Source organism: Haloplanus sp. CK5-1 (genome assembly GCF_037201915.1).
In the GTDB taxonomy this organism is placed as follows: Archaea; Halobacteriota; Halobacteria; order Halobacteriales; family Haloferacaceae; genus Haloplanus; species Haloplanus salilacus.
Genome location: NZ_CP147505.1, coordinates 308,771 through 326,478, shown reverse-complemented (window position 1 = coordinate 326,478; position 17,708 = coordinate 308,771). Strand labels below are relative to the sequence as shown.

Here is a 17,708-nt window from a genome sequence, read left to right as displayed (position 1 = left end):
ATGTCGTCGTACCGCACCGTCGCCGGCGAGGGGGAGTCGCGAGTCGAGGTCGACGGCTCGACGTTCCTCGGGTTCGTCACCCCGGCCGACTCCGTCGGGGCGGCGGAGGCGTTCGTCGCGTCGGTGAACGAGGCCTACCCCGACGGCCGCCATATCGTTCCGGCTTACCGCGTCCCCGCCGAGGGGTCGGCGCCCGCGTCCGGGCGACTCCGGGAGTGGTGTAGCGACGACGGTGAACCCTCCGGATCGTCGGGTGATCCGGCGCTGAACGTACTCGTCCAGCGCGACCTCCGTAACGTGGCGAGCGCGGTCGTGCGCTACAAGAACGGTCCGAACTTGGGGGTCGGCGGACTGGCACGATCCTACTCGCGGGCGGTCGCCGCGGCCGTCGACGACGCCGGCGTGGTCGAGCAGCGACCACACGAGCGCGTGGCCGTCGCCGTCGACTACGACGACTCGGGGACGGTCCGCGGCGTCTTAGAGAGCGAGGGCGTCGAGTTCGAGGCGGCCTACGAGGAACGGGTTAGCTTCGACGTGCGGGTGCCGGTCGCCGAGGCCGACGCGCTCCGGGACCGCCTCCGGAGCGCGACGAGCGGCCGGGTCGACCTGTCGTAGCGGTCGGCTATCGAGCGCTCCGGAGCGCTACCGGGGTCGGCTTCGGTGGAGATCTACCTGGTCGAATCGGTGTGTCGTCCGCCGGTTCTCGACCGGAAAGGAGGGGGTCAGGTCGTCCGGAAGGCGCGATCACCGGCGTCGCCGAGGCCGGGGACGATGAAGCCGTCGTCGTCGAGGCGGTCGTCGATGGCGACCGTCAGGAGGTCGGCCTCGGGGACGGCCTCACTCACTCGGAGGAGGCCGTCCGGCGCGCTGACCGCCGAGAGGACGAAGAGGTTCTCGAAGTCGGTCGCCTCCTCGAGGACGTAGTCGAGGACCGCACACATGGTCGACCCCGTGGCGAGCATCGGGTCGGCGACGATGATCGTGTCGTCCTCGCCGATTTCGGGGAGTTTCACGTAGTCGACGGTGATGGGGAACTCGCCGTCCTCGTTCATCCCGGCCTCCTCGTCGCGGCCGGCGCTGATGACGCCCTGCTTCGCGCGGGGGAAGGCCTTCAGCAGGCCCTCGACGAAGGGCGTCGCCGCCCGGAGGACGTTGATGATGACCACGTCGTCGAGTCCCTTCACCCGTTCGCCGGTCGTGTCGGCCAGCGGCGTCTCGATGGCGACGTACTCGGTGTCCATCGCGCCGTCGATGATCTCGTAGCCACAGATGCGGCCGAGTTTCACCAACCCCTTCCGAAACGCCACCTGTTCGGTGTCGACGTCCCGGATCTTCGACAGCGTATCCTTTGCGAGCGCGTGAGTGACGAGGTGTGCCTCGTCGCGGTCCTCAATCGTCATCGTCGGGGAAGCGGCCGGAGGCGACTTAAAACGACTGCCATCAGTGCCGCGTGATGAGGTACGTCACACCGACGAGAGCGGCGGCCAGCGTGGCGACGTTGACGGCGGTGTAGGCGGCGACGTCGAGGACCGACAGGCCCCAAATCACGAGCCACGCGAACGCGGAGGACAGCACCAGGTTCAGCGCGAGGATCACCCGTGGGTCGCCCTCGGCGTCGGTCACCGCGTCGTCGAACCCCTCGGGGTCGTCGGCCATACCGACAGGCGTCCCGAACGGCACTTACTTCTTGTCCCTGGCGACCCTATAGTGCCCATGGACCGCCGCCCCACGAACCGGGATGGTCACCCGGTCGATCCCGTCCCGTTCGTCGTCGTCGCGGGACTGGGCGCGATGCTCACCCTCTCGGCCGGGCCGCTGTACGGTCTAGCGTACGGGCTCTCGCTCCGGACGGGGGTCGCGGCGGCGGCGGCGGTCACCGCCTCCCTGATCGTCGGCGCGTACTACCAGTTCGTCTGGCGGGCGGCGCCGGACGCCGTCGACGGCGCGGGAACGGACGCGACCCGCCTCTACTACATGGGGCTCGCGCTCGGGGCCGTGATCCTCGCGCTGTCGCTCCCGCTGTTCTGACTAGTTGTAAGTCCCCCACCGTCATAGGCGGGGGTGTGCGCGAAGTCGAACGCGAGCGATTCGTCGCAGCCACCCCCAGCGAACTCGAGCGACTGCTCTCGCCGCGGGACCTGGTGGCGTGGGAGGGGAGTTTCGACGTGGCGGACGCGGCCGACGCGGAGGGCGGAACCGTCGTCACGGCGACCGGTCCGGGGATGTCCTTCCGACTCCAGTTCGAACCCCTCGAGTCGGGCTACCGGTACGAACAGGTCGGCGACGGGCCGTTCGAACGGATGGAGACGTGGGTCACGGTCACGGCGGAGGACGAGGGGTCGCGGGTGCGGGCCCGGTCGCGGGTGTCGCTGTCCCTTCCCCTCCCGTTCGCCGATCGGATCGCGGCCTGGAAGCGCGGCGGCGAACTCGACCGCCTGCTCGACCGGGTGGCCGGGGCGGTCTGACCGGTTCGATCGTGCGTCCCCCTCACACGAACGGATCGGCTTTAGACCGCTGGCCGCGGTGCCGTCGGGTATGGGACTTATCGACACGGTGACCGAGGTGCTGTCCGCCTCGACCACCCGCGCGCCGGACGAGGGTGGGGACGACGGCTCGTCGGGCGCGTACTGGTGTGACGACTGCGGCGTCCGCGTGCGGGACGTCGCCGTCGACGAGGAGGGACTCGACCGGACTGGGGACGGAACGCCGCGGTGTCCGGACTGTGGCGGCGAGATGCGATTCGAGCGGGCGGCCGGATCGAGTTGTGCCTGTTAGGGCTCCCGGATGACGGCCGTCTCGCCCGACTCGGTCGGAAACGGGTCGTCGCCGTCGGCGTCGGCAGCGACGCCGTCGCCGTCGACGTCGACCCACTCGTCGTCGGTGACGAGGGCGGCGTCGAACCGGTCGCGGAGCGACGCCTCGTCGACGTCGGTGCCGATGACGACGAACTCGGTGCGGCGGTCGCCGTACTCCTCGTGCCAGTCGAGGTTCGGACGGTTGTCGCGGTAGGTCTTCCGCTCGATCTCGGGGAGTGCGGCGATCCACGGCCCCTGTGCGGTCACTCGCACCGACGGACCGGCCTGACTCGCCGACTGCCGGGCCTCGTTGCCGGCGACCCAGAGCGTCCCCTTCGACCGGACGACGCCGGCGGGGAGGTCGGCGAGCACGGCGGCGAGGCGGTCGGGGTGGAACGGTCGGCGGCGGCGATACGTAAACGAGGAGACGCCGTACACCTCGTCGGGGTGGGCGTGGGCGTGGTCGTGACCGGCCTCGATCGCTCGCTTCCACCCCGGCAGGTCCGCGACTGCGTCGGGGTCGAAGACGTCGGCGTCGAGGAGGCGGGCGGGATCGACGGCCGAGAACTCGGTGCGGATCGTCTCGGCGTCGGGTTGGAGTGCGGCGACCAGCGACTCGGCCCGGTCGAGTTCGGCGTCGGTACACAGGTCGGCCTTGTTCAGAAGGACCAGGTTCGACACCTCGATCTGTTCGACGAGGAGGTCCGAGAGGGGACGGTCGTCGTCGGTGCCCCGGCGTTCCGGCACTTCGTCGCCGCCGAAGGCGTCGAGAAAGAGTCGCGTATCGAGGACGGTCACGAGGGCGTTCACGCGGTATCGGGCGGCCGCCGCGGAGTCGGTGGTGAACAGGCGGGCGACCGGCGCGGGTTCGGAGATGCCCGACGACTCCACGACCAAGGCGTCGAAGTCGCGCTCTCGGGCGAGTCGGACGACCGCGGTCTCCAAGTCGTCGCGCAGTTCACAGCAGATACAGCCGTTGGACAGTTCGGCGACCCGACCGCCGTCGAGGTCGGTCCCCTCGGCGAGGAGGTCGGCGTCGACGTTCACCTCGCCCATGTCGTTGACCAGGACCGCCACGTCGCGGTCGGCGTTCGCGAGCAGGTGGTTCAACAGCGTCGTCTTGCCGGCACCGAGGTTGCCCGAGAGGATCGTCACCGGGATGCGGTCCGTGGTGGTCATGGGGGGACTGTGGGACCCGCGAGGCTTGAACGGTCGGGTGGGCGCGGCGACCGGACGACCGAACCGCTCAGTCGCCGGATCGAGCCTCGATCCGCGCTATCGCCCGCGCGACGGCGTGGTCGTGGTCGACAACGTTCCCACGTTGCTCGCGGAGGATCGAGAGGGCACGCTCGCCGCCGAGGTGACCGAGCGCCCGGCACGCGTCGGCCCGAACTCCGGGATCGGGGACGGCCACCGCGTCCGCCAGCGTGTCGACGGCCGAGCGTTCGAGGGAACGATCGGGGATCGGAGCGTCGGCGTCGGCCCGGACCTCGCCGACGACGGCCGCGAGGCCGTGACACGCACAGCGTAGCGCCGGTTGCGCGCTGAACGGGCCACCGGACTGGGCGTCACCGACCGTCGAGACGAGCGTCTCCGTGGCGGCCACGTACTCCGGGAGGAGTTCGGCCGCCACCGCCGGTCGACCGGTGGCGAGACGACAGAACGGCGCCATCGACGGGATGCCGTCGGTCTCGGCCACGTCGGTCAGCCGGTCCCGGAGGTGCGCCACGCCGTCGTCCCGGATCGCGGCGTCGTCGACGACGTCGCCGACCGTCGCCAGCGTCACCGCGGCCGCCGACCGGACGCTCCCGTCGCGGTCACCGTCCCGGACGATGCTCCGGAGAGTGGGGACGGCGGGACGGACCGAGTCGGGCGCGGCCGGAGCGACGTGGCCCAGCGTCGTCGCCGTCCGCCGAGCGACGAGTCGACTGTCGGCAGTGAGACCGTTCCGGATCTGCGGTGCGTAGGTCGCGACTCGCTCCGGGGCGAACGGGGCGAGTCGCAACACGACCTTCACCGCCTCCGCCCGGACGCGGACCGCCGGATCGCCGAACAGGGCGACCACGTCGGGCAGGGTTCCCCGGAGCCGTTCGACGACCTGCGGGGTTCCGTCCGGCGTCACCCCGTGTCTGCCGAGGTGCTCCTCAAGGAGCGCCCACAACACGGTACTCGCGTGTTCACGGACGTGCGGATCGGCGTCCCTCAGCCCGCGGTGGATCGGGTCCACGTGCGCCACGACGCGGTCCGTGTGGGACCGTGCGACGTAGTAGAGGGCGTTCGCGGCGTTGGCTCGGACCCGCGAGTCGGGGTCGGTTCGGAGGCGTCGTGCCAGCGTCGGCGTCGCCGCAGCGACGGGGGCCATCGGCTCGGTCTCCGGGCCCGGGCCGGGAGAGAAGTCGCCGTCGAACGCCCAGTCGGACCCGACGCGCAAGAGCAGCCCGGTACCGAACCGCCGCACTCCGGCGTGATCGCCGTCGGCCAGACCGACGGCCGTGGGAACGACCCCGGGATGGGTCGTGACGGCGTCGGCGAACCGAGTGGCGAGTTCGCGCTCGACCCGTCTCACGAACGACGCCGGCGTGTCCTGGTGAACGCCAGCCCAGACCGACCCGGACAGCCCGGTGACGAGACGCTCCCACGGAACCACGTCCCGCCGCTGGAGCCGACCGGGGACGACCACCCACAGGTCGGCGAGGACGGCGGCCGCGTCCGCCGACAGCCCCGCAGTCTCGAACGCCTCGACCGCCCGTCGGCGGAGGGCCGCGGCGTCGGTCGGCGAGCGGCGGGCGTGAAGCCGGCCCAGCAGCGCAGCCAACGTCGCCGTGTAGCGCTGGCGCTCGGGGGGCGCGGACCGGGACGCCCGGGTCTCGACGAGGTCGGTGAGCGGACGCCGGAGACCGGCCTCGATCACCCGTCCCGTCTCGCGCTCCTCGACGTGGTCGAGAAACACACGGAGTTGTCGTGTCGCGAGCCATCCGAGTTCCGGGGTCGCAGTGGCGTGGGCGGCCGTCGCGGCCACCGGGTCGACGAGTCCGTCGAGGTCGATCCGGTCCGGATCGTCGACACACCGAGCGACGGTCCCGAGGGCGCGCAGTCCGATCCGGCGGAGGAGGGGGTCGTGGCGGTCGCCCGCGGCCCACGCGGCGAGCGTCGAGCGGTGACGGGGATGCTGGGTAGCCAGCCAGCCGAGCGACACTCCGACGACCGCCTCGGGTCGGTCGGCCGGCCGCTCCCGCCCCCGGTCGGCCGTGACCGTCACCGACGACGGGTCGTCGACCACCGAGAACGCGTCGAGGCCGTCCCAGTCCTCGTCCCGGATTCCGGGGACCGATTCGAGTGCCTCCACGAGGTGGCGGACGGCCGCGGGCGCGTACAGTTCGTCGGTCAGAGCGAGCGCACCGAACGCCATCACCGCCGGGACGACGGTCGCGGCCTCGGCTGGCCGTCCGGGGTGTCGCTCGGTGACGGCGACGAACCGCTCCTGTTCGGCGAGCAACTGTGCGAGGCGGGGGACCGCCGACCGGACCGCCGCGGGTGTGTCGGCGCCGACGTGGGCGAGTGCACGGGCGACCTGGGGGGCCGCCTCGTAGTAGAGCCCCTCGGCCAACGCCGGAGCGACCGCTGCACCGGCCGCGGGATCGACGAGACAGCCGTCGGCGACCGCCGACCAGAGTTCCGGGGTGGCGTCCCCGAACGGGACGCGATCGACGGCGTCGGGCACCGTCTCGACGACCGGGACGCCACGCGCTTCGCGAGCGGCGTCCCGAATCGCTCGGGTCACGGCCTCGCGACCGGCGTCGGACCGTCCGTCGAGCGATTCCGGACCGTCGCTCATCTCGTTGCGGGGCAGGACCACTGTGGAGGTAAGTGTTCCGCCGAGAGCGGGTTCCGCGCGTCCGTCGCACACAGCCGGCACGGGGTTTATGTTTCGCCGCCGCGGTGGATGAGGGACGATGACAGTCGCCGATCGGATCGCGGCCTACCGCGAAGTCCTCCGGGAGTGGCTTCAGGGCCTGTACCACGGCATGATCTCGCACCCCGCCTACGAGAAAATCGAGAAGGAGGCCGAGGACAGCGAGGACGCGTTCCTCCTGGCCTGTTTCCCCGACGCCTTCGGCATCCCCTCGCCAGTGTCGTACTACACGGCCGAACTCCTCCCCTACCTGGAAGACGAGTTCGAGGCCTGGGAGCGTCGACTGTGGGACCGTGACTCGTACCTCGAACGCAAGGGCCAGCAGTACCACTTCTGAGATGCAACCGTTCGTCTTCTTCGGTGGGAAAGGTGGCGTCGGCAAGACGACCGTCTCCTGTGGATACGGCCGCCGGTGTGCGACGGCAGGCGTCGAGACGCTGATCGTCTCGACCGACCCAGCCCACTCGGTCTCGGACGTCTTCGATCAGGCGTTCGACGACGAACCGCAGGCGGTAGACGGGATCGACGGTCTGTCGGCGATGGAGATCGACCCCGAGACGGAAGTGACGAGACACCTCGACGAGATCCGACAACGCCTCTCGGAGCAGGTATCGGCGTCGATGGTCAACGAGATCAACCGACAATTGGAGATGGCCCACCAGACGCCGGGTGCCTACGAGGCCGCGCTGTTCGACCGGTTCGTCGACGTGATGCGCGAGAGCGACGACTACGATCGGGTGGTGTTCGACACGGCACCGACGGGGTCGACGCTCCGGTTGCTCGGCCTGCCGGAGTTCCTCCGCGACTGGATCGACCGCTTGACCCACAAACGCCGCCAGAGCATCGACCTCTTCGAGAAGGCGGCCATCGGCAACAACGAACCCCGACGGGTGATGGACGGCGACCCCGTACTCGAACGGCTGGCCGAGCGCCGGGATTTCTTCGAGTTCGCCGGCGGCGCGCTCCGCAACGACGCCGCCTTCTTCCTCGTGTTGAACCCCGACCAGCTCTCGGTCAACGAGACCGGGCGGGCGATCGAGGAGATGGAGGAGCGGGACCTGTCGGTCCGGGGACTGGTGGCGAACCGACTGACGCCGCCACCGGACGACGACGAGGACGGTCGGGGGGCGCGCTACCTCCGGGATCGGATCGAGACCGAGCGCGACCGGCTGGAACAGGTCCGGGAGCAGTTCGCGCCGCCGCTCGTCGCGGAGATCGAATCGCGGACCCGAGAGGTGCGTGGCGACCTGCTGGCGGCGGTGGCCGACGAACTCGCCATCGATCCGGCCGCCGAGGAGCCGACGTTCGTCGGGCGCGACGAGTGACCGCCGCCCGTGCACGCAACACCAACGCTTAAGTTGATCTTTAATTATCTTTCTGTCTGAGGCGACACATGACACAAGTAATCTGGATCGTACTCGCGGTGCTGGTGACGTTCACGATCGGCTACGTCGGATACTCGCGCTACCTCGCGCAGTTCGTCGACCTCGACGAGGACGCCGAGACACCAGCCCACAAGTACGAGGACGGTCAGGAGTACGTCCCGGCAAAGAAACCGGTGTTACTGGGGCACCACTACTCGAGCATCGCAGGTGGGGCCCCGATCGTCGGCCCGATCACCGCGGGGGCGGTGTGGGGATGGGTGCCGGCGCTTCTGTGGATCGCCATCGGCAACCCGCTGATGGGCGCGGTCCACGACTTCGTCTCGCTGTCCGGATCGCTCCGACACGAGGGGAAGTCGATCGGCTACATCATCGGCGAGTACGTCGGGCGGAAGGGGAAGAACATGCTGCTGTGGTTCGCCTTTCTCACCATCGTGCTGGTGGTGGCGGTGTTCGCCCTCGTGGTGGCCATCGTGTTCAACGCGTTCCCGCAGGTAGCGACGGCGAGTTTCGTGTACGTGGCGCTGGCGCTCGTGTTCGGCGTCTACCTCTACCAACTCGACGGGCCGTTCATTCCGGGAACGATCCTGTTCGTCGCCGGCGTCTTCGGCGGCGTCTGGGTCGGTCTCCAGTACCCGTTCGCGCTGTTCCCGCTGGCGGAGGGCTCTCACACCGCCGGCACGTTCGTGGTGTTCTCCGGAAGCGGGAGCTGGGTTCCCGCGTCGGGCGCTCTCGGAGCGAACACCGCGGCGTGGATCCCGGTCGTGTTGGTGTACGCCGGCATCGCCAGCGCGCTTCCGGTGTGGGTGTTGCTCCAGCCGCGTGACTACCTCTCGTCGTTCCTCCTGTACACGGGCGTCGGGGGAGCGCTGCTGGCCATCATCGTCGGCACGGTGCTCGGCACCAGCAGCCAGCCGCTCGTCGTCGACTCCTCGATCGGGATGTACAACGGCTTCTGGGGGGTCGAGGGCGTCTTCCTCCCGCTGTTCCCCCTGTTGTTCATCACCATCGCCTGTGGGACGATCAGCGGGTTCCACTCGCTGGTCTCCTCGGGGACCACGGCGAAGCAACTGAACAAGGAGACCGACGCCCGTCTCATCGGCTACGGCGGGATGCTCGGCGAGGGCCTGCTCGCGGCCGTCGCGCTGTCGACGCTCGCCATCGGTGGCTTCGCGGCCGACGCCGCGGCCGGCGGCATCGGAGGGGCGCTCCCCAACTTCGCCACCGGCGGCGGGATCATTCTCACCAGCTTCGGCCTCCCCCAGACGGCCGCGAGCGTCTTCATGGCGCTGGTGCTCGTGAGCTTCCTGCTGACCTCCACCGACACGGCCGTCCGCCTCGGCCGATACATGATGGAGGAGATCGTGGGCATGCCGGCCGGCCAGACCAGAACCGGTCTCGAGGGCTTCAGCCTCGGCAACCTCGCGCGCGGCCGGTACACCAACCCCGTGATCCAGTCGCTGGCCGCCTACGCGCTCGTCGCGTCGGGCGAGTGGGTCGTCCTATGGGGCCTGTTCGGCGGCGCGAACCAGTTGCTGGCCGCGCTCGCGCTCCTGACGGCGACGGTGTGGCTCGCCAACTGGGACGACTCGAAACAGCTCATCTCCACCGGCGTCCCGATGGCGATCATGACGACGATTACCGTCCTGGGGCTGCTGTGGCTCGCCGTCTACGAGAACATCTACTCGAACATCCTGCAGGGTGGAGCCGAATCGACGGCGGGGCTGATCTCCAGTGCCGTCCAAGCCGGACTGGCGCTCGTGCTCATCTACCTCGCGCTGTCGCTCGTCCGCATCGGCTACGGCAACATCCGGAGCGCCCGGAAGGAGGGCGGTGCGGTCAGCGCACCGAGCGACGACTGACGCGCGGCTCCCGACCTCGAATCGACTTTTTCGGCCGCTACGGATCGCGAGCGACGGCGTCGAACGGCGCGCGCACGGCGTCGGTCGTCGGTGCGAGCGCGACGGCGGTGACGGCGTCGTCGCCGGCCCGGACCCGGGCCCGGACGAACGCGAGGTCTCGGTCCCCGTCGGTCGCCGTCGCCGTCTCGCGGGCCGTCGCCGTCCCGAGGAGTGTGACCGTCTCCGACTCGCCGGGGTCGCTCACGGCGTCGACCGACCGGTCGGTCGCGAGGGCGACGACGTGGGCTGGATCGAGCGACGGGACTGGGTCGTACCGCGTCTCCGAGTTCTCGATGATGCGGACCGTCGGCGCGGTGACCAGTCCGAACCGTCGTCCGCCGTCTGCGCGGTAGGCCCGCCGGAACAGCGTCACCACCGCGTCCCGACTGGCGTTCAACTCCACGTCGCCACTGACGTTCGCGTCCAGTGTCGTCTCGACAGTCGTCGTCTCGGCGACGATCCGTTCGTACCCAGCGTCGGCCGCGGCGGCCTCGGGGAGTGTCGCCGGTGCCGTCGCGCTCGCCTCGACCGGGTCGCTTTCCTCGGGGACCAGCCCACAGCCGGCCAGTCCGACGAGGGAGGCGAGGCCGCCGGCGAGCAAGCGACGTCGGCGCACGCTACGACCAGAAGCGCCGCGCGATGCGTTCGAGGACGCCCGGATCGGCGTCGTCGAGGTCTTTCCAGAGGGCGAACGCCTGGACGGCGTCGGCGGCCTCGCTGGCGACCGCGGTTCGGCGATCCGGGTCGACGACGACGAGGTTCACCTCGTAGTGGCCGTAGTAGCCGAACTTCAACAGGGTTCGGTCGCGGAAGCCGTCGACGTACTCCCGGACCGGGTCGGGAATCGCGTCGGCGACGAGGACGAACGTGACGTCGGTCCGGTAGTGCTCCTCGTTGCCGGTGACACGTTCGTCCGCCACCTCGTGGCCGAGGTCGACCAGCCGTTCGAGTTCGGCGACGGTTGGGCGAGCGACACGGCGAGCGAAGAGGTACTCCTCGGACTCGTGGTCGGCGTAGGAGAGCGCCGGGTGGACGAACTGCTTCTGGTTCACCACGCGGAGTTCGCCGTACAGATCCCAGCGCTCGCCGCCGTGGGTCACCCCCTTCTCCAGATCGTAGCTGTGCATCAGGCGGTCGCTCACGCGGTCAAGGTACGGATCGTCGGTCCAGTCGGGGACTGCCTCGACCACCTCGTCGGGCAGGGTCGCGGCCCGTTCGGCCTCGCCGTCCGGCGCGCCCCAGTCGTCGTCGGGCGCGTGGTCGGCCGGCCCCTCGGTGGGGGTCGGAGCGTCGGCCGTCTCCGTCGCGTCCCCGGCTCGATCCCCGCTCATCGCCGCGGGCGTCGACGATGGCCGGTCGGTTCGAGCGACGTCGCGAGTCGATACATGCCGACGGGTACACCGGCGAGGGTCAAAAGCGCATCGCGGGCGGGAATCGAGAGCGCATCGCTGGCGGGATTTAAGACACTGGAGGCTCAATCCGGGACGATGGCGAAAGATACCGAAGCGTGCGGACGCTGCTCGATGAGCGTCGTCGTCGACGCGGTCGACGAGGAGGACCGTGATCCGTTCGGCGACGAGCGGATCGAGGTCGATCGGAGCTCGGTGGAGCGCGCCTCGCCCGAAGCGTGGCTGTCGCGGCTCTCGACGCGCGTCGACGACGCTGTCACGCAGTTCGTCTGGAACCGGTAGTTACGGCTCGTAAGCGTGGACGTCGCTGTCGACCGCCGGTGCACCGACGGCGACGACGTCGACGGTTTCGGTCGCGTCCTCGGGGTTGTAGGCGAACTGGGGGCTGTCCGGTTCGACCGTGAGCAGCGTGTCCGGCCCCGCTTCGAGGGTCCCCTCCGGCGTGTCGACGTGGAGGGTCCCCGAGATGACGTAGAAGGCCTCCTCCTGTTCGTCGTGGTAGTGGTACGCGAGCGGCAGTTCCTCGCCCGGTTCGGCCGTGTAGCGGTTGATCGCCATCTCCGAGAGCCCGGCCAGTTCCGACAGCGAGCGGCGCGTACAGGGGCGGTCGGGGTCCGGTTCGACTTCGTCCGTCTCGACGACGTGGTAGCCCATACGACACTGGTGTCGAGGGGTGAACAAAAATCCCGCCGTCGCGATAGGCGGCAAGATTTAATCGGTCGACGCCCCTATCGAGGGACACGATGGGCGGAATCGGGACACGAACGCGTGGCCGTGTGACGACGGCTCCGGTCGGCACGAACCGACCGAGCGGTCGGTAGCGGCACGGAACCGTTTTGTACGGCGACACCATGGGAGACTGACGAGCGATGGAAGAGAGCGTATCCGGATTCAAACGCCGGGGTGCGTGGGCAGAGATCGTCGAACACGGGGAGCGGATCACTCGGGCACTCCGCGACGCCGGCGCCGACGGCGAGGCCTTCGAGGAGTGGAACGAGTGGCGGCCCAAGTCCCACGAACGCCTCGGCGAGGACGTGAGCGAGAAGACCGCGGAGCAGGCGAGCGTCGGCGAGGGCGAAGGCGAGAAAGCGGGGAAAGAGCCGGACGAGGACCTGCGGACGGCCGGCGAGAAGCTCTCCGAGTCGTACGACCACGTCGAACGGGGCGACAACGGCGAAGCCGTCGATCGGTGGCAGGACTCGATCAACTACGTCGCCCGCGCCGCCGACTCGGCGGGGCGGAAGGCGCTCCGGGCGGTCGAGGGCACCGTCTACCGGAAGGTGATGACGCAACTCGCACCCTACTACTTCGACAACGAACTCGTGAGCGCGAACGTCCAAAAGACGACCCGCGGGGACGACGGGGACCAGTTCATCTTCGAGGTGAACGTCAACGACGACGAACTCAAGTCGGCGGTGAGCGACCGCCTCGCCGACTACGAGAGCGACGTCGACCGGTGGCACGTCGACACCGAGAAGGAGACGTCCGTCGCCGAGGCCGTCGAAGGGGTCGAAACGCCCCCCGAGCGTGACGACTCGAGGTCGACGACGAACTGAGTCGAACCGAGCCGGGTCGGACCCACCACGCCTATCCCCGTCTCGGTCCAACGGCCGGTATGCACGTCGAGTTCGACCGAGACACCTGCATCGGCATGTTCCAGTGCGTCGAGGAGTGGGCGGCGTTCGAGGAGAACCGCGACGACGGGAAAGCGGACTTGGTCGGGAGCGAGGAGACCGACCCCGATCTGTTCGTCCGCGAGGTACCGGAGGACGCCGAACTGGACGCCGAGTTCGCCGCGCGGACCTGCCCCGTCGACGCCATCCGCCTCTACGACGACGACGGCGACCGAGTCGTGTAGATTGGAGAGTGCGGGATACCGCTCTCGAATCCGTCGCGAGCGAGATCGAGATGGGTGTCGAGGTCGACCGGTCCCCCGGCCTCCTCGGAGGCTCCGAGACGCGATACCACTTTCACCGCGGTTCGCCAACCCTTAACTCCGGCGGCGACGAAGACGGGGCGATGGCGGCCACCGACGGCGGCGACGACGACTACGTCGACCACCCGTTGCTCGCGCCGGGCTTCATCGAGCGCCGGCGATACCAGCAGGAACTCGCCGACACCGCACGCGCCGACCACACCCTCGTCTGTCTCCCGACGGGACTGGGCAAGACGACGGTGAGTCTGCTCGTGACCGCCGACCGTCTCCACGAGGCCGGCGGGACGGCACTCTTTCTCGCCCCGACCAAGCCGCTGGTCCAGCAACACGCGACCTTTTACCGCGAGGCGCTGACGATCCCCGACGACGAGATTACGGTCTTCACGGGCGACGTTCGCCCGGACGACCGGGCCGACCTGTGGACCGACAGCCGGATCGTCATCGCGACGCCACAGGTCGTCGAGAACGACCTCATCGGCGGCCGTATCTCGCTTGCCGACGTGACACACCTCACCTTCGACGAGTGTCACCGCGCGACCGGCGACTACGCCTACGTCTACATCGCCGAGCGCTACCACGCCGACGCCGAGCGACCGCTGGTGACGGCGATGAGCGCCTCGCCCGGCGGCGACGAGGAGGCGATCCGGACGGTGTGTGAGAACCTCGGCCTCGCAGAGGTGACCGTGATGACCGAGGACGACGCCGACGTGGCCGACTACACCCACGACACCGAGGTGGAGTGGGAACGAGTGAGCCTGCCCGACGAGGTGATCGAGATTCGCGACGCGATCAACGATGTGATCACCGACCGACTGGAGTCGCTGAAGGAACTCGGCGTCACGAACTCGACGAGTCCGGACCTCTCCCAACGCGACCTCAACCGGATGCGTGGGGAGTTACAGGAGTTGATCGACGCCGACCAGTCCGAGGGGTACGAGGGAATGTCGATCCACGCGGAGGTGATGAAACTCCGTCGAGCGGTCGAACTCGCGGAGACGCAGTCGGTGGAGTCGCTACGGCGGTACTTCGAGCGACAGCGCAACGCCGCGCGGTCCTCGGGTGCGTCGAAGGCGAGTCAGCGACTGGTCGCCGAACCGACGGTACGCGAGGCGATGCGGAAGGCCGAGGCGTTCGACGACCTCCACCCCAAGTTCCGACAGACGCGGGTGTTGCTCGCTCAGACGCTCGGTATCGGCGGCGGGGAGCGGGTCATCGTCTTCACCGAGTCACGGGACACGGCGGAGGCGCTCACCGGCTTCCTGCGCGAGAGTTTCGACGTGCGTCGCTTCGTCGGCCAGGGCGACAAGGAGGGATCGGACGGCATGACCCAGAAAGAACAGGGCGAAACCTTGGACGCCTTCCGAGCCGGCGAGTTCGAAGTGCTGGTCTCGACGTCCGTCGCCGAGGAGGGGCTGGACGTACCCGAGGTCGACCTCGTGCTCTTCTACGAGCCCGTGCCGACGGCGATTCGGTCGATCCAGCGCAAGGGTCGAACCGGGAGACAGGACGAGGGACGAGTGGTCGTCCTCATGGCCGAGGACACCCGCGACGAGGCCTTCTTCTGGATCTCCCGGCGGCGCGAGCGGGAGATGGAGGACGAACTGAAGCAGTTGAAGGGGGTCGCCGACGAGGTGGCGGCCGACCTCGACGACTCCCAGACGGCGCTGGATGCGTTCGACGGGGATGGTTCGACTGAAACCGGGACCGAAGCGACGGAGGCCGACGGGGGAACGGCGGCCCAGCCGGGACTCGCGGCGTTCGACGAGACGGTCGGCGACGAAGCCGAGACGGTCGGCGACGAGGCGGACGGGGTCGTCGCCACCGCCGGCGACGACGACGACGAGGCGGTCGAAATCGTCGTCGACCAGCGTGAACTCGACTCGGCCATCGCGCGCGACCTCTCGACCCGCGAGGGGATAGAGACGCGACTGGAGACGCTCGCCGTCGGCGACTACGTCGTCTCCGACCGGGTGGCGATCGAGCGCAAATCCGTGGCCGACTTCCTCGACACACTCACCGGCGGCGACCGCTCGTTGTTCGAGCAAGTGGGTGACCTCTCGCGCCACTACGCCCGCCCGGTCGTCGTACTCGAAGGCGACGGCCTCTACGAGGAGCGCAACGTCCATCCCGACGCCATCCGAGGGGCGCTGGCGTCGCTCTCGGTCGACTTCGGGGTGAGTGTCCTCCGGACCGAGGACGAGAGCGACACCGCTGATCTCCTGGCGGTCGTCGCCGGGCGGGAGCAGACGGCGAAGGACCGCGAGGTCAGCGTCCACGGCGAGAAGAGTTCGAAGACGCTGGCCGAACAACAGGAGTACGTCGTCGGCGCCATCGCCGACATCGGCCCGGTGACCGCACGCTCCTTGCTGGAGGGCTTCGGGAGCGTCGAGGCCGTGATGACCGCGCGCGAAGAGGATCTGATGGAGGTCGACGGAGTCGGCGAGGTGACGGCCGAGCGGATTCGGCGCGTGGTGGGCAGCGACTACCGGTGAGTGACGGCGGTGGGTGCGCGTAGTGCCGTCAGCGAACGGGATCGAGCGCAGCGAGCGTCTCGGCCGCCTCGTGGGCGGCCCCGAGTAGTTCCGCGGCACGACGGGGGTCGTCCGCGTCCTCGGCCGCCCGCGCGTATCGGACGAGGGTCCGGGAGAGCGACGCACGGGCCGTCCCGACGGGATCTGCGTCCGGATCGGACGATCGCTGCGCCGGCACGTCTGCGGTCGCACCGTCGGAGTCGTAACCACGGCCACGGGTACCGGTTGCTGGTGTGGGTGACCGCTCTGTATCGGTACTCGACGGTGCCCTGCGGGATCCGCTGGTGGCGACGTCGGCGTCGGTGGCGCGGGCGTCGGGAGTACTGGACTCGACAGGTGTGGCCGACTCGTCCGGAGTGGGTCCGTCGGTCGACTCGGCGGACTGGCCCGGGGACGAATCGGTATCGGCCTGCGCGTCGGCCTCGGCCGTGTCGTCCGGCTCGGTGGCTCCCGTCCCCGCATCTCCAGCGGCGTCGCCCTCGCCCCGACACGTCGGACAGAACGCCCGTCCGTCGTGGCGGAAGATTGGGTCGCCACAGGTATCACAGTGGCTGTTCGTCATCGTCGCACCCTTCAACAGGAGTTCACTCATCCGCTGGGTGGCGGCGCGCTTCTCCTGGTCCCGTTCGTACTTCTCCCGGAGACGCTCGCGTTCGGCCTCCTTGTCGAATCCACTCATGGATCGAGGAAGGCGACCGAAGTCGAAAAACCCCACGGGACGGCACGCCGACGAAACCAACTGGGGCCGCGAACGTCGAGAACGAGGCCACCGTGGTGTGGGCACGGTGAACGTCCGGCTATCCGAAGCGTTTAATCGGAGTCCCGCGTCATCTGTACGCGATATGACGAAAGTGAGCGTCATCGGCGCGGCAGGGACCGTCGGAGCCGCAGCGGGGTACAACATCGCGCTTCGGGAGGTCGCGGACGAACTCGTCTTCGTCGACATCCCGGACAAGGAAAGCGAGACGGTCGGGCAGGCCGCGGACACGAACCATGGGATCGCCTACGACTCGAACACGGTGGTCCGACAGGGCGGGTACGAGGCAACGGCCGGGTCGGACGTGGTCGTCATCACTGCCGGCATCCCGCGGCAACCGGGACAGACCCGGATTGACCTCGCAGGCGACAACGCGCCGATCATGGAGGACATCGGCTCGTCGCTCGCCGAGTACAACGACGACTTCGTCTCGATCACGACCTCGAACCCTGTCGACCTGCTGAACCGCCACCTCTACGAGAGCGGCGACCGAGACCGCCACTCGGTGATCGGCTTCGGCGGCCGCCTCGACTCCGCGCGCTTCCGGTACGTGCTCGCCGAACGGTTCGACGTTCCCGTCCGGAACGTCGAGGCGACGATCCTCGGCGAACACGGCGACGCGCAGGTGCCCGTCTTCTCGAAGGTCCGGGTGGACGGCCGCGACCTCGACTTCTCGGCCGACGAGCGCGAGGAGATCCTCGACACGCTGCAGGAGTCCGCGATGGACGTCATCGAGCGCAAGGGCGCGACCCAGTGGGGGCCGGCGACCGGCGTCGGACACATGGTCGAGGCGGTGCTCCGCGATACGGGCGAGGTGCTCCCCGGCAGCGTCGTCCTCGACGGCGAGTACGGCCACGACGACACCGCCGTCGGCGTCCCGATTAAACTCGGAGCAGACGGCGTCGAGGAGGTCGTCGAGTGGGACCTCGACGACTACGAGGCGGACTTGATGGACGAAGCCACGGCGAAACTCTCGGAGCAGTACGGGAAGATCGACTGAGGTTTTTTATTCGATACCGCGGCCAGCCACCCCGTGACCTGACGTCCGGCCGCGGGGCGCTCGCGAGAGCGTGGCACACGTCCC

20 protein-coding genes are annotated in these 17,708 nt (G+C 69.2%); 12 read left to right on the top strand and 8 right to left on the bottom strand.

Annotation, left to right across the window (positions count from 1 at the left end; translation table 11 throughout):
* Positions 1 to 615, top strand: a complete 615-nt coding sequence (locus NBT81_RS01625; protein WP_338740581.1) for a YigZ family protein — start codon at positions 1 to 3, stop codon at positions 613 to 615.
* A 107-nt stretch (positions 616 to 722) separates the two neighbouring features.
* Here NBT81_RS01625 and upp read toward each other — a convergent pair whose 3' ends face one another.
* Positions 723 to 1,400, bottom strand: a complete 678-nt coding sequence (gene upp / locus NBT81_RS01620) for a uracil phosphoribosyltransferase (RefSeq protein WP_338740579.1) — start codon at positions 1,398 to 1,400, stop codon at positions 723 to 725.
* A gap of 40 nt (positions 1,401 to 1,440) precedes the next feature.
* The gene (locus NBT81_RS01615) at positions 1,441 to 1,656 is read right to left on the bottom strand and encodes a hypothetical protein (RefSeq protein ID WP_338740577.1); all 216 of its coding nucleotides are present in this window, start codon (positions 1,654 to 1,656) and stop codon (positions 1,441 to 1,443) included.
* A gap of 57 nt (positions 1,657 to 1,713) precedes the next feature.
* Between NBT81_RS01615 and NBT81_RS01610 the strand changes: the two genes are divergently transcribed.
* From NBT81_RS01610 to NBT81_RS01600, 3 genes are all read left to right on the top strand, one after another.
* Complete coding sequence (locus tag NBT81_RS01610; RefSeq protein ID WP_338740575.1) at positions 1,714 to 2,028, top strand: hypothetical protein; 315 nt, start codon at positions 1,714 to 1,716, stop codon at positions 2,026 to 2,028.
* Between the two features lie 35 nt (positions 2,029 to 2,063).
* The gene (locus NBT81_RS01605) at positions 2,064 to 2,465 is read left to right on the top strand and encodes an SRPBCC family protein (RefSeq protein ID WP_338740573.1); all 402 of its coding nucleotides are present in this window, start codon (positions 2,064 to 2,066) and stop codon (positions 2,463 to 2,465) included.
* A gap of 70 nt (positions 2,466 to 2,535) precedes the next feature.
* Positions 2,536 to 2,775: a hypothetical protein gene (locus NBT81_RS01600; RefSeq protein ID WP_338740572.1), complete on the top strand. Its 240-nt coding sequence runs from the start codon at positions 2,536 to 2,538 to the stop codon at positions 2,773 to 2,775.
* Here NBT81_RS01600 and NBT81_RS01595 read toward each other — a convergent pair.
* Both NBT81_RS01595 and NBT81_RS01590 read right to left on the bottom strand, forming a co-directional pair.
* Positions 2,772 to 3,974, bottom strand: a complete 1,203-nt coding sequence (locus NBT81_RS01595) for a CobW family GTP-binding protein (RefSeq protein WP_338740571.1) — start codon at positions 3,972 to 3,974, stop codon at positions 2,772 to 2,774. The two genes, NBT81_RS01600 and NBT81_RS01595, sit on opposite strands and share 4 nt — an antisense overlap.
* Before the next feature lie 67 nt (positions 3,975 to 4,041).
* On the bottom strand, positions 4,042 to 6,630 hold the full coding sequence (locus NBT81_RS01590) for a hypothetical protein (protein ID WP_338740569.1): 2,589 nt from the start codon (positions 6,628 to 6,630) through the stop codon (positions 4,042 to 4,044).
* A 118-nt stretch (positions 6,631 to 6,748) separates the two neighbouring features.
* Between NBT81_RS01590 and NBT81_RS01585 the strand changes: the two genes are divergently transcribed.
* From NBT81_RS01585 to NBT81_RS01575, 3 genes are all read left to right on the top strand, one after another.
* Entirely contained in the window at positions 6,749 to 7,045 is a 297-nt protein-coding gene (locus NBT81_RS01585; RefSeq protein ID WP_338740568.1) for a hypothetical protein, read from the top strand.
* A 1-nt stretch (position 7,046) separates the two neighbouring features.
* On the top strand, positions 7,047 to 8,033 hold the full coding sequence (locus NBT81_RS01580) for an ArsA family ATPase (protein ID WP_338740567.1): 987 nt from the start codon (positions 7,047 to 7,049) through the stop codon (positions 8,031 to 8,033).
* Between the two features lie 68 nt (positions 8,034 to 8,101).
* Positions 8,102 to 9,952 carry a carbon starvation CstA family protein gene (locus NBT81_RS01575; RefSeq protein WP_338740566.1) on the top strand — a complete coding sequence of 617 codons (1,851 nt, stop codon included), beginning with the start codon at positions 8,102 to 8,104 and terminating at the stop codon, positions 9,950 to 9,952.
* 37 nt (positions 9,953 to 9,989) lie between these two features.
* Here NBT81_RS01575 and NBT81_RS01570 read toward each other — a convergent pair whose 3' ends face one another.
* Positions 9,990 to 10,607: a DUF6517 family protein gene (locus NBT81_RS01570; protein ID WP_338740565.1), complete on the bottom strand. Its 618-nt coding sequence runs from the start codon at positions 10,605 to 10,607 to the stop codon at positions 9,990 to 9,992.
* A 1-nt stretch (position 10,608) separates the two neighbouring features.
* Entirely contained in the window at positions 10,609 to 11,322 is a 714-nt protein-coding gene (locus NBT81_RS01565; RefSeq protein ID WP_338740564.1) for a hypothetical protein, read from the bottom strand.
* Between the two features lie 156 nt (positions 11,323 to 11,478).
* Between NBT81_RS01565 and NBT81_RS01560 the strand changes: the two genes are divergently transcribed.
* The gene (locus NBT81_RS01560; protein ID WP_338740562.1) at positions 11,479 to 11,682 is read left to right on the top strand and encodes a hypothetical protein; all 204 of its coding nucleotides are present in this window, start codon (positions 11,479 to 11,481) and stop codon (positions 11,680 to 11,682) included.
* Here the strand turns inward: NBT81_RS01560 and NBT81_RS01555 are convergent, their stop codons facing one another.
* Positions 11,683 to 12,054 carry a cupin domain-containing protein gene (locus tag NBT81_RS01555; RefSeq protein WP_338740561.1) on the bottom strand — a complete coding sequence of 124 codons (372 nt, stop codon included), beginning with the start codon at positions 12,052 to 12,054 and terminating at the stop codon, positions 11,683 to 11,685.
* 215 nt (positions 12,055 to 12,269) lie between these two features.
* Between NBT81_RS01555 and NBT81_RS01550 the strand changes: the two genes are divergently transcribed.
* The 3 genes from NBT81_RS01550 to NBT81_RS01540 all read left to right on the top strand — a co-directional run bounded on the left by NBT81_RS01550 (position 12,270) and on the right by NBT81_RS01540 (position 15,828).
* Entirely contained in the window at positions 12,270 to 12,956 is a 687-nt protein-coding gene (locus NBT81_RS01550; RefSeq protein ID WP_338740559.1) for a DUF5828 family protein, read from the top strand.
* A 59-nt stretch (positions 12,957 to 13,015) separates the two neighbouring features.
* Positions 13,016 to 13,258, top strand: coding sequence for a ferredoxin (locus tag NBT81_RS01545; RefSeq protein WP_338740557.1), 243 nt, complete (start codon positions 13,016 to 13,018; stop codon positions 13,256 to 13,258).
* A 161-nt stretch (positions 13,259 to 13,419) separates the two neighbouring features.
* On the top strand, positions 13,420 to 15,828 hold the full coding sequence (locus NBT81_RS01540) for a DEAD/DEAH box helicase (protein WP_338742469.1): 2,409 nt from the start codon (positions 13,420 to 13,422) through the stop codon (positions 15,826 to 15,828).
* Between the two features lie 28 nt (positions 15,829 to 15,856).
* On the opposite strand, the gene NBT81_RS01535 is transcribed toward NBT81_RS01540, so the two are convergent.
* Positions 15,857 to 16,546, bottom strand: coding sequence for an Sjogren's syndrome/scleroderma autoantigen 1 family protein (locus NBT81_RS01535; protein WP_338740555.1), 690 nt, complete (start codon positions 16,544 to 16,546; stop codon positions 15,857 to 15,859).
* Positions 16,547 to 16,709: 163 nt separating this feature from the next.
* On the opposite strand from NBT81_RS01535, the gene mdh reads away from it, so the two are divergent.
* Positions 16,710 to 17,624, top strand: a complete 915-nt coding sequence (mdh, locus tag NBT81_RS01530; RefSeq protein ID WP_338740553.1) for a malate dehydrogenase — start codon at positions 16,710 to 16,712, stop codon at positions 17,622 to 17,624.
* The last annotated feature ends 84 nt before the right edge of the window (positions 17,625 to 17,708 follow it).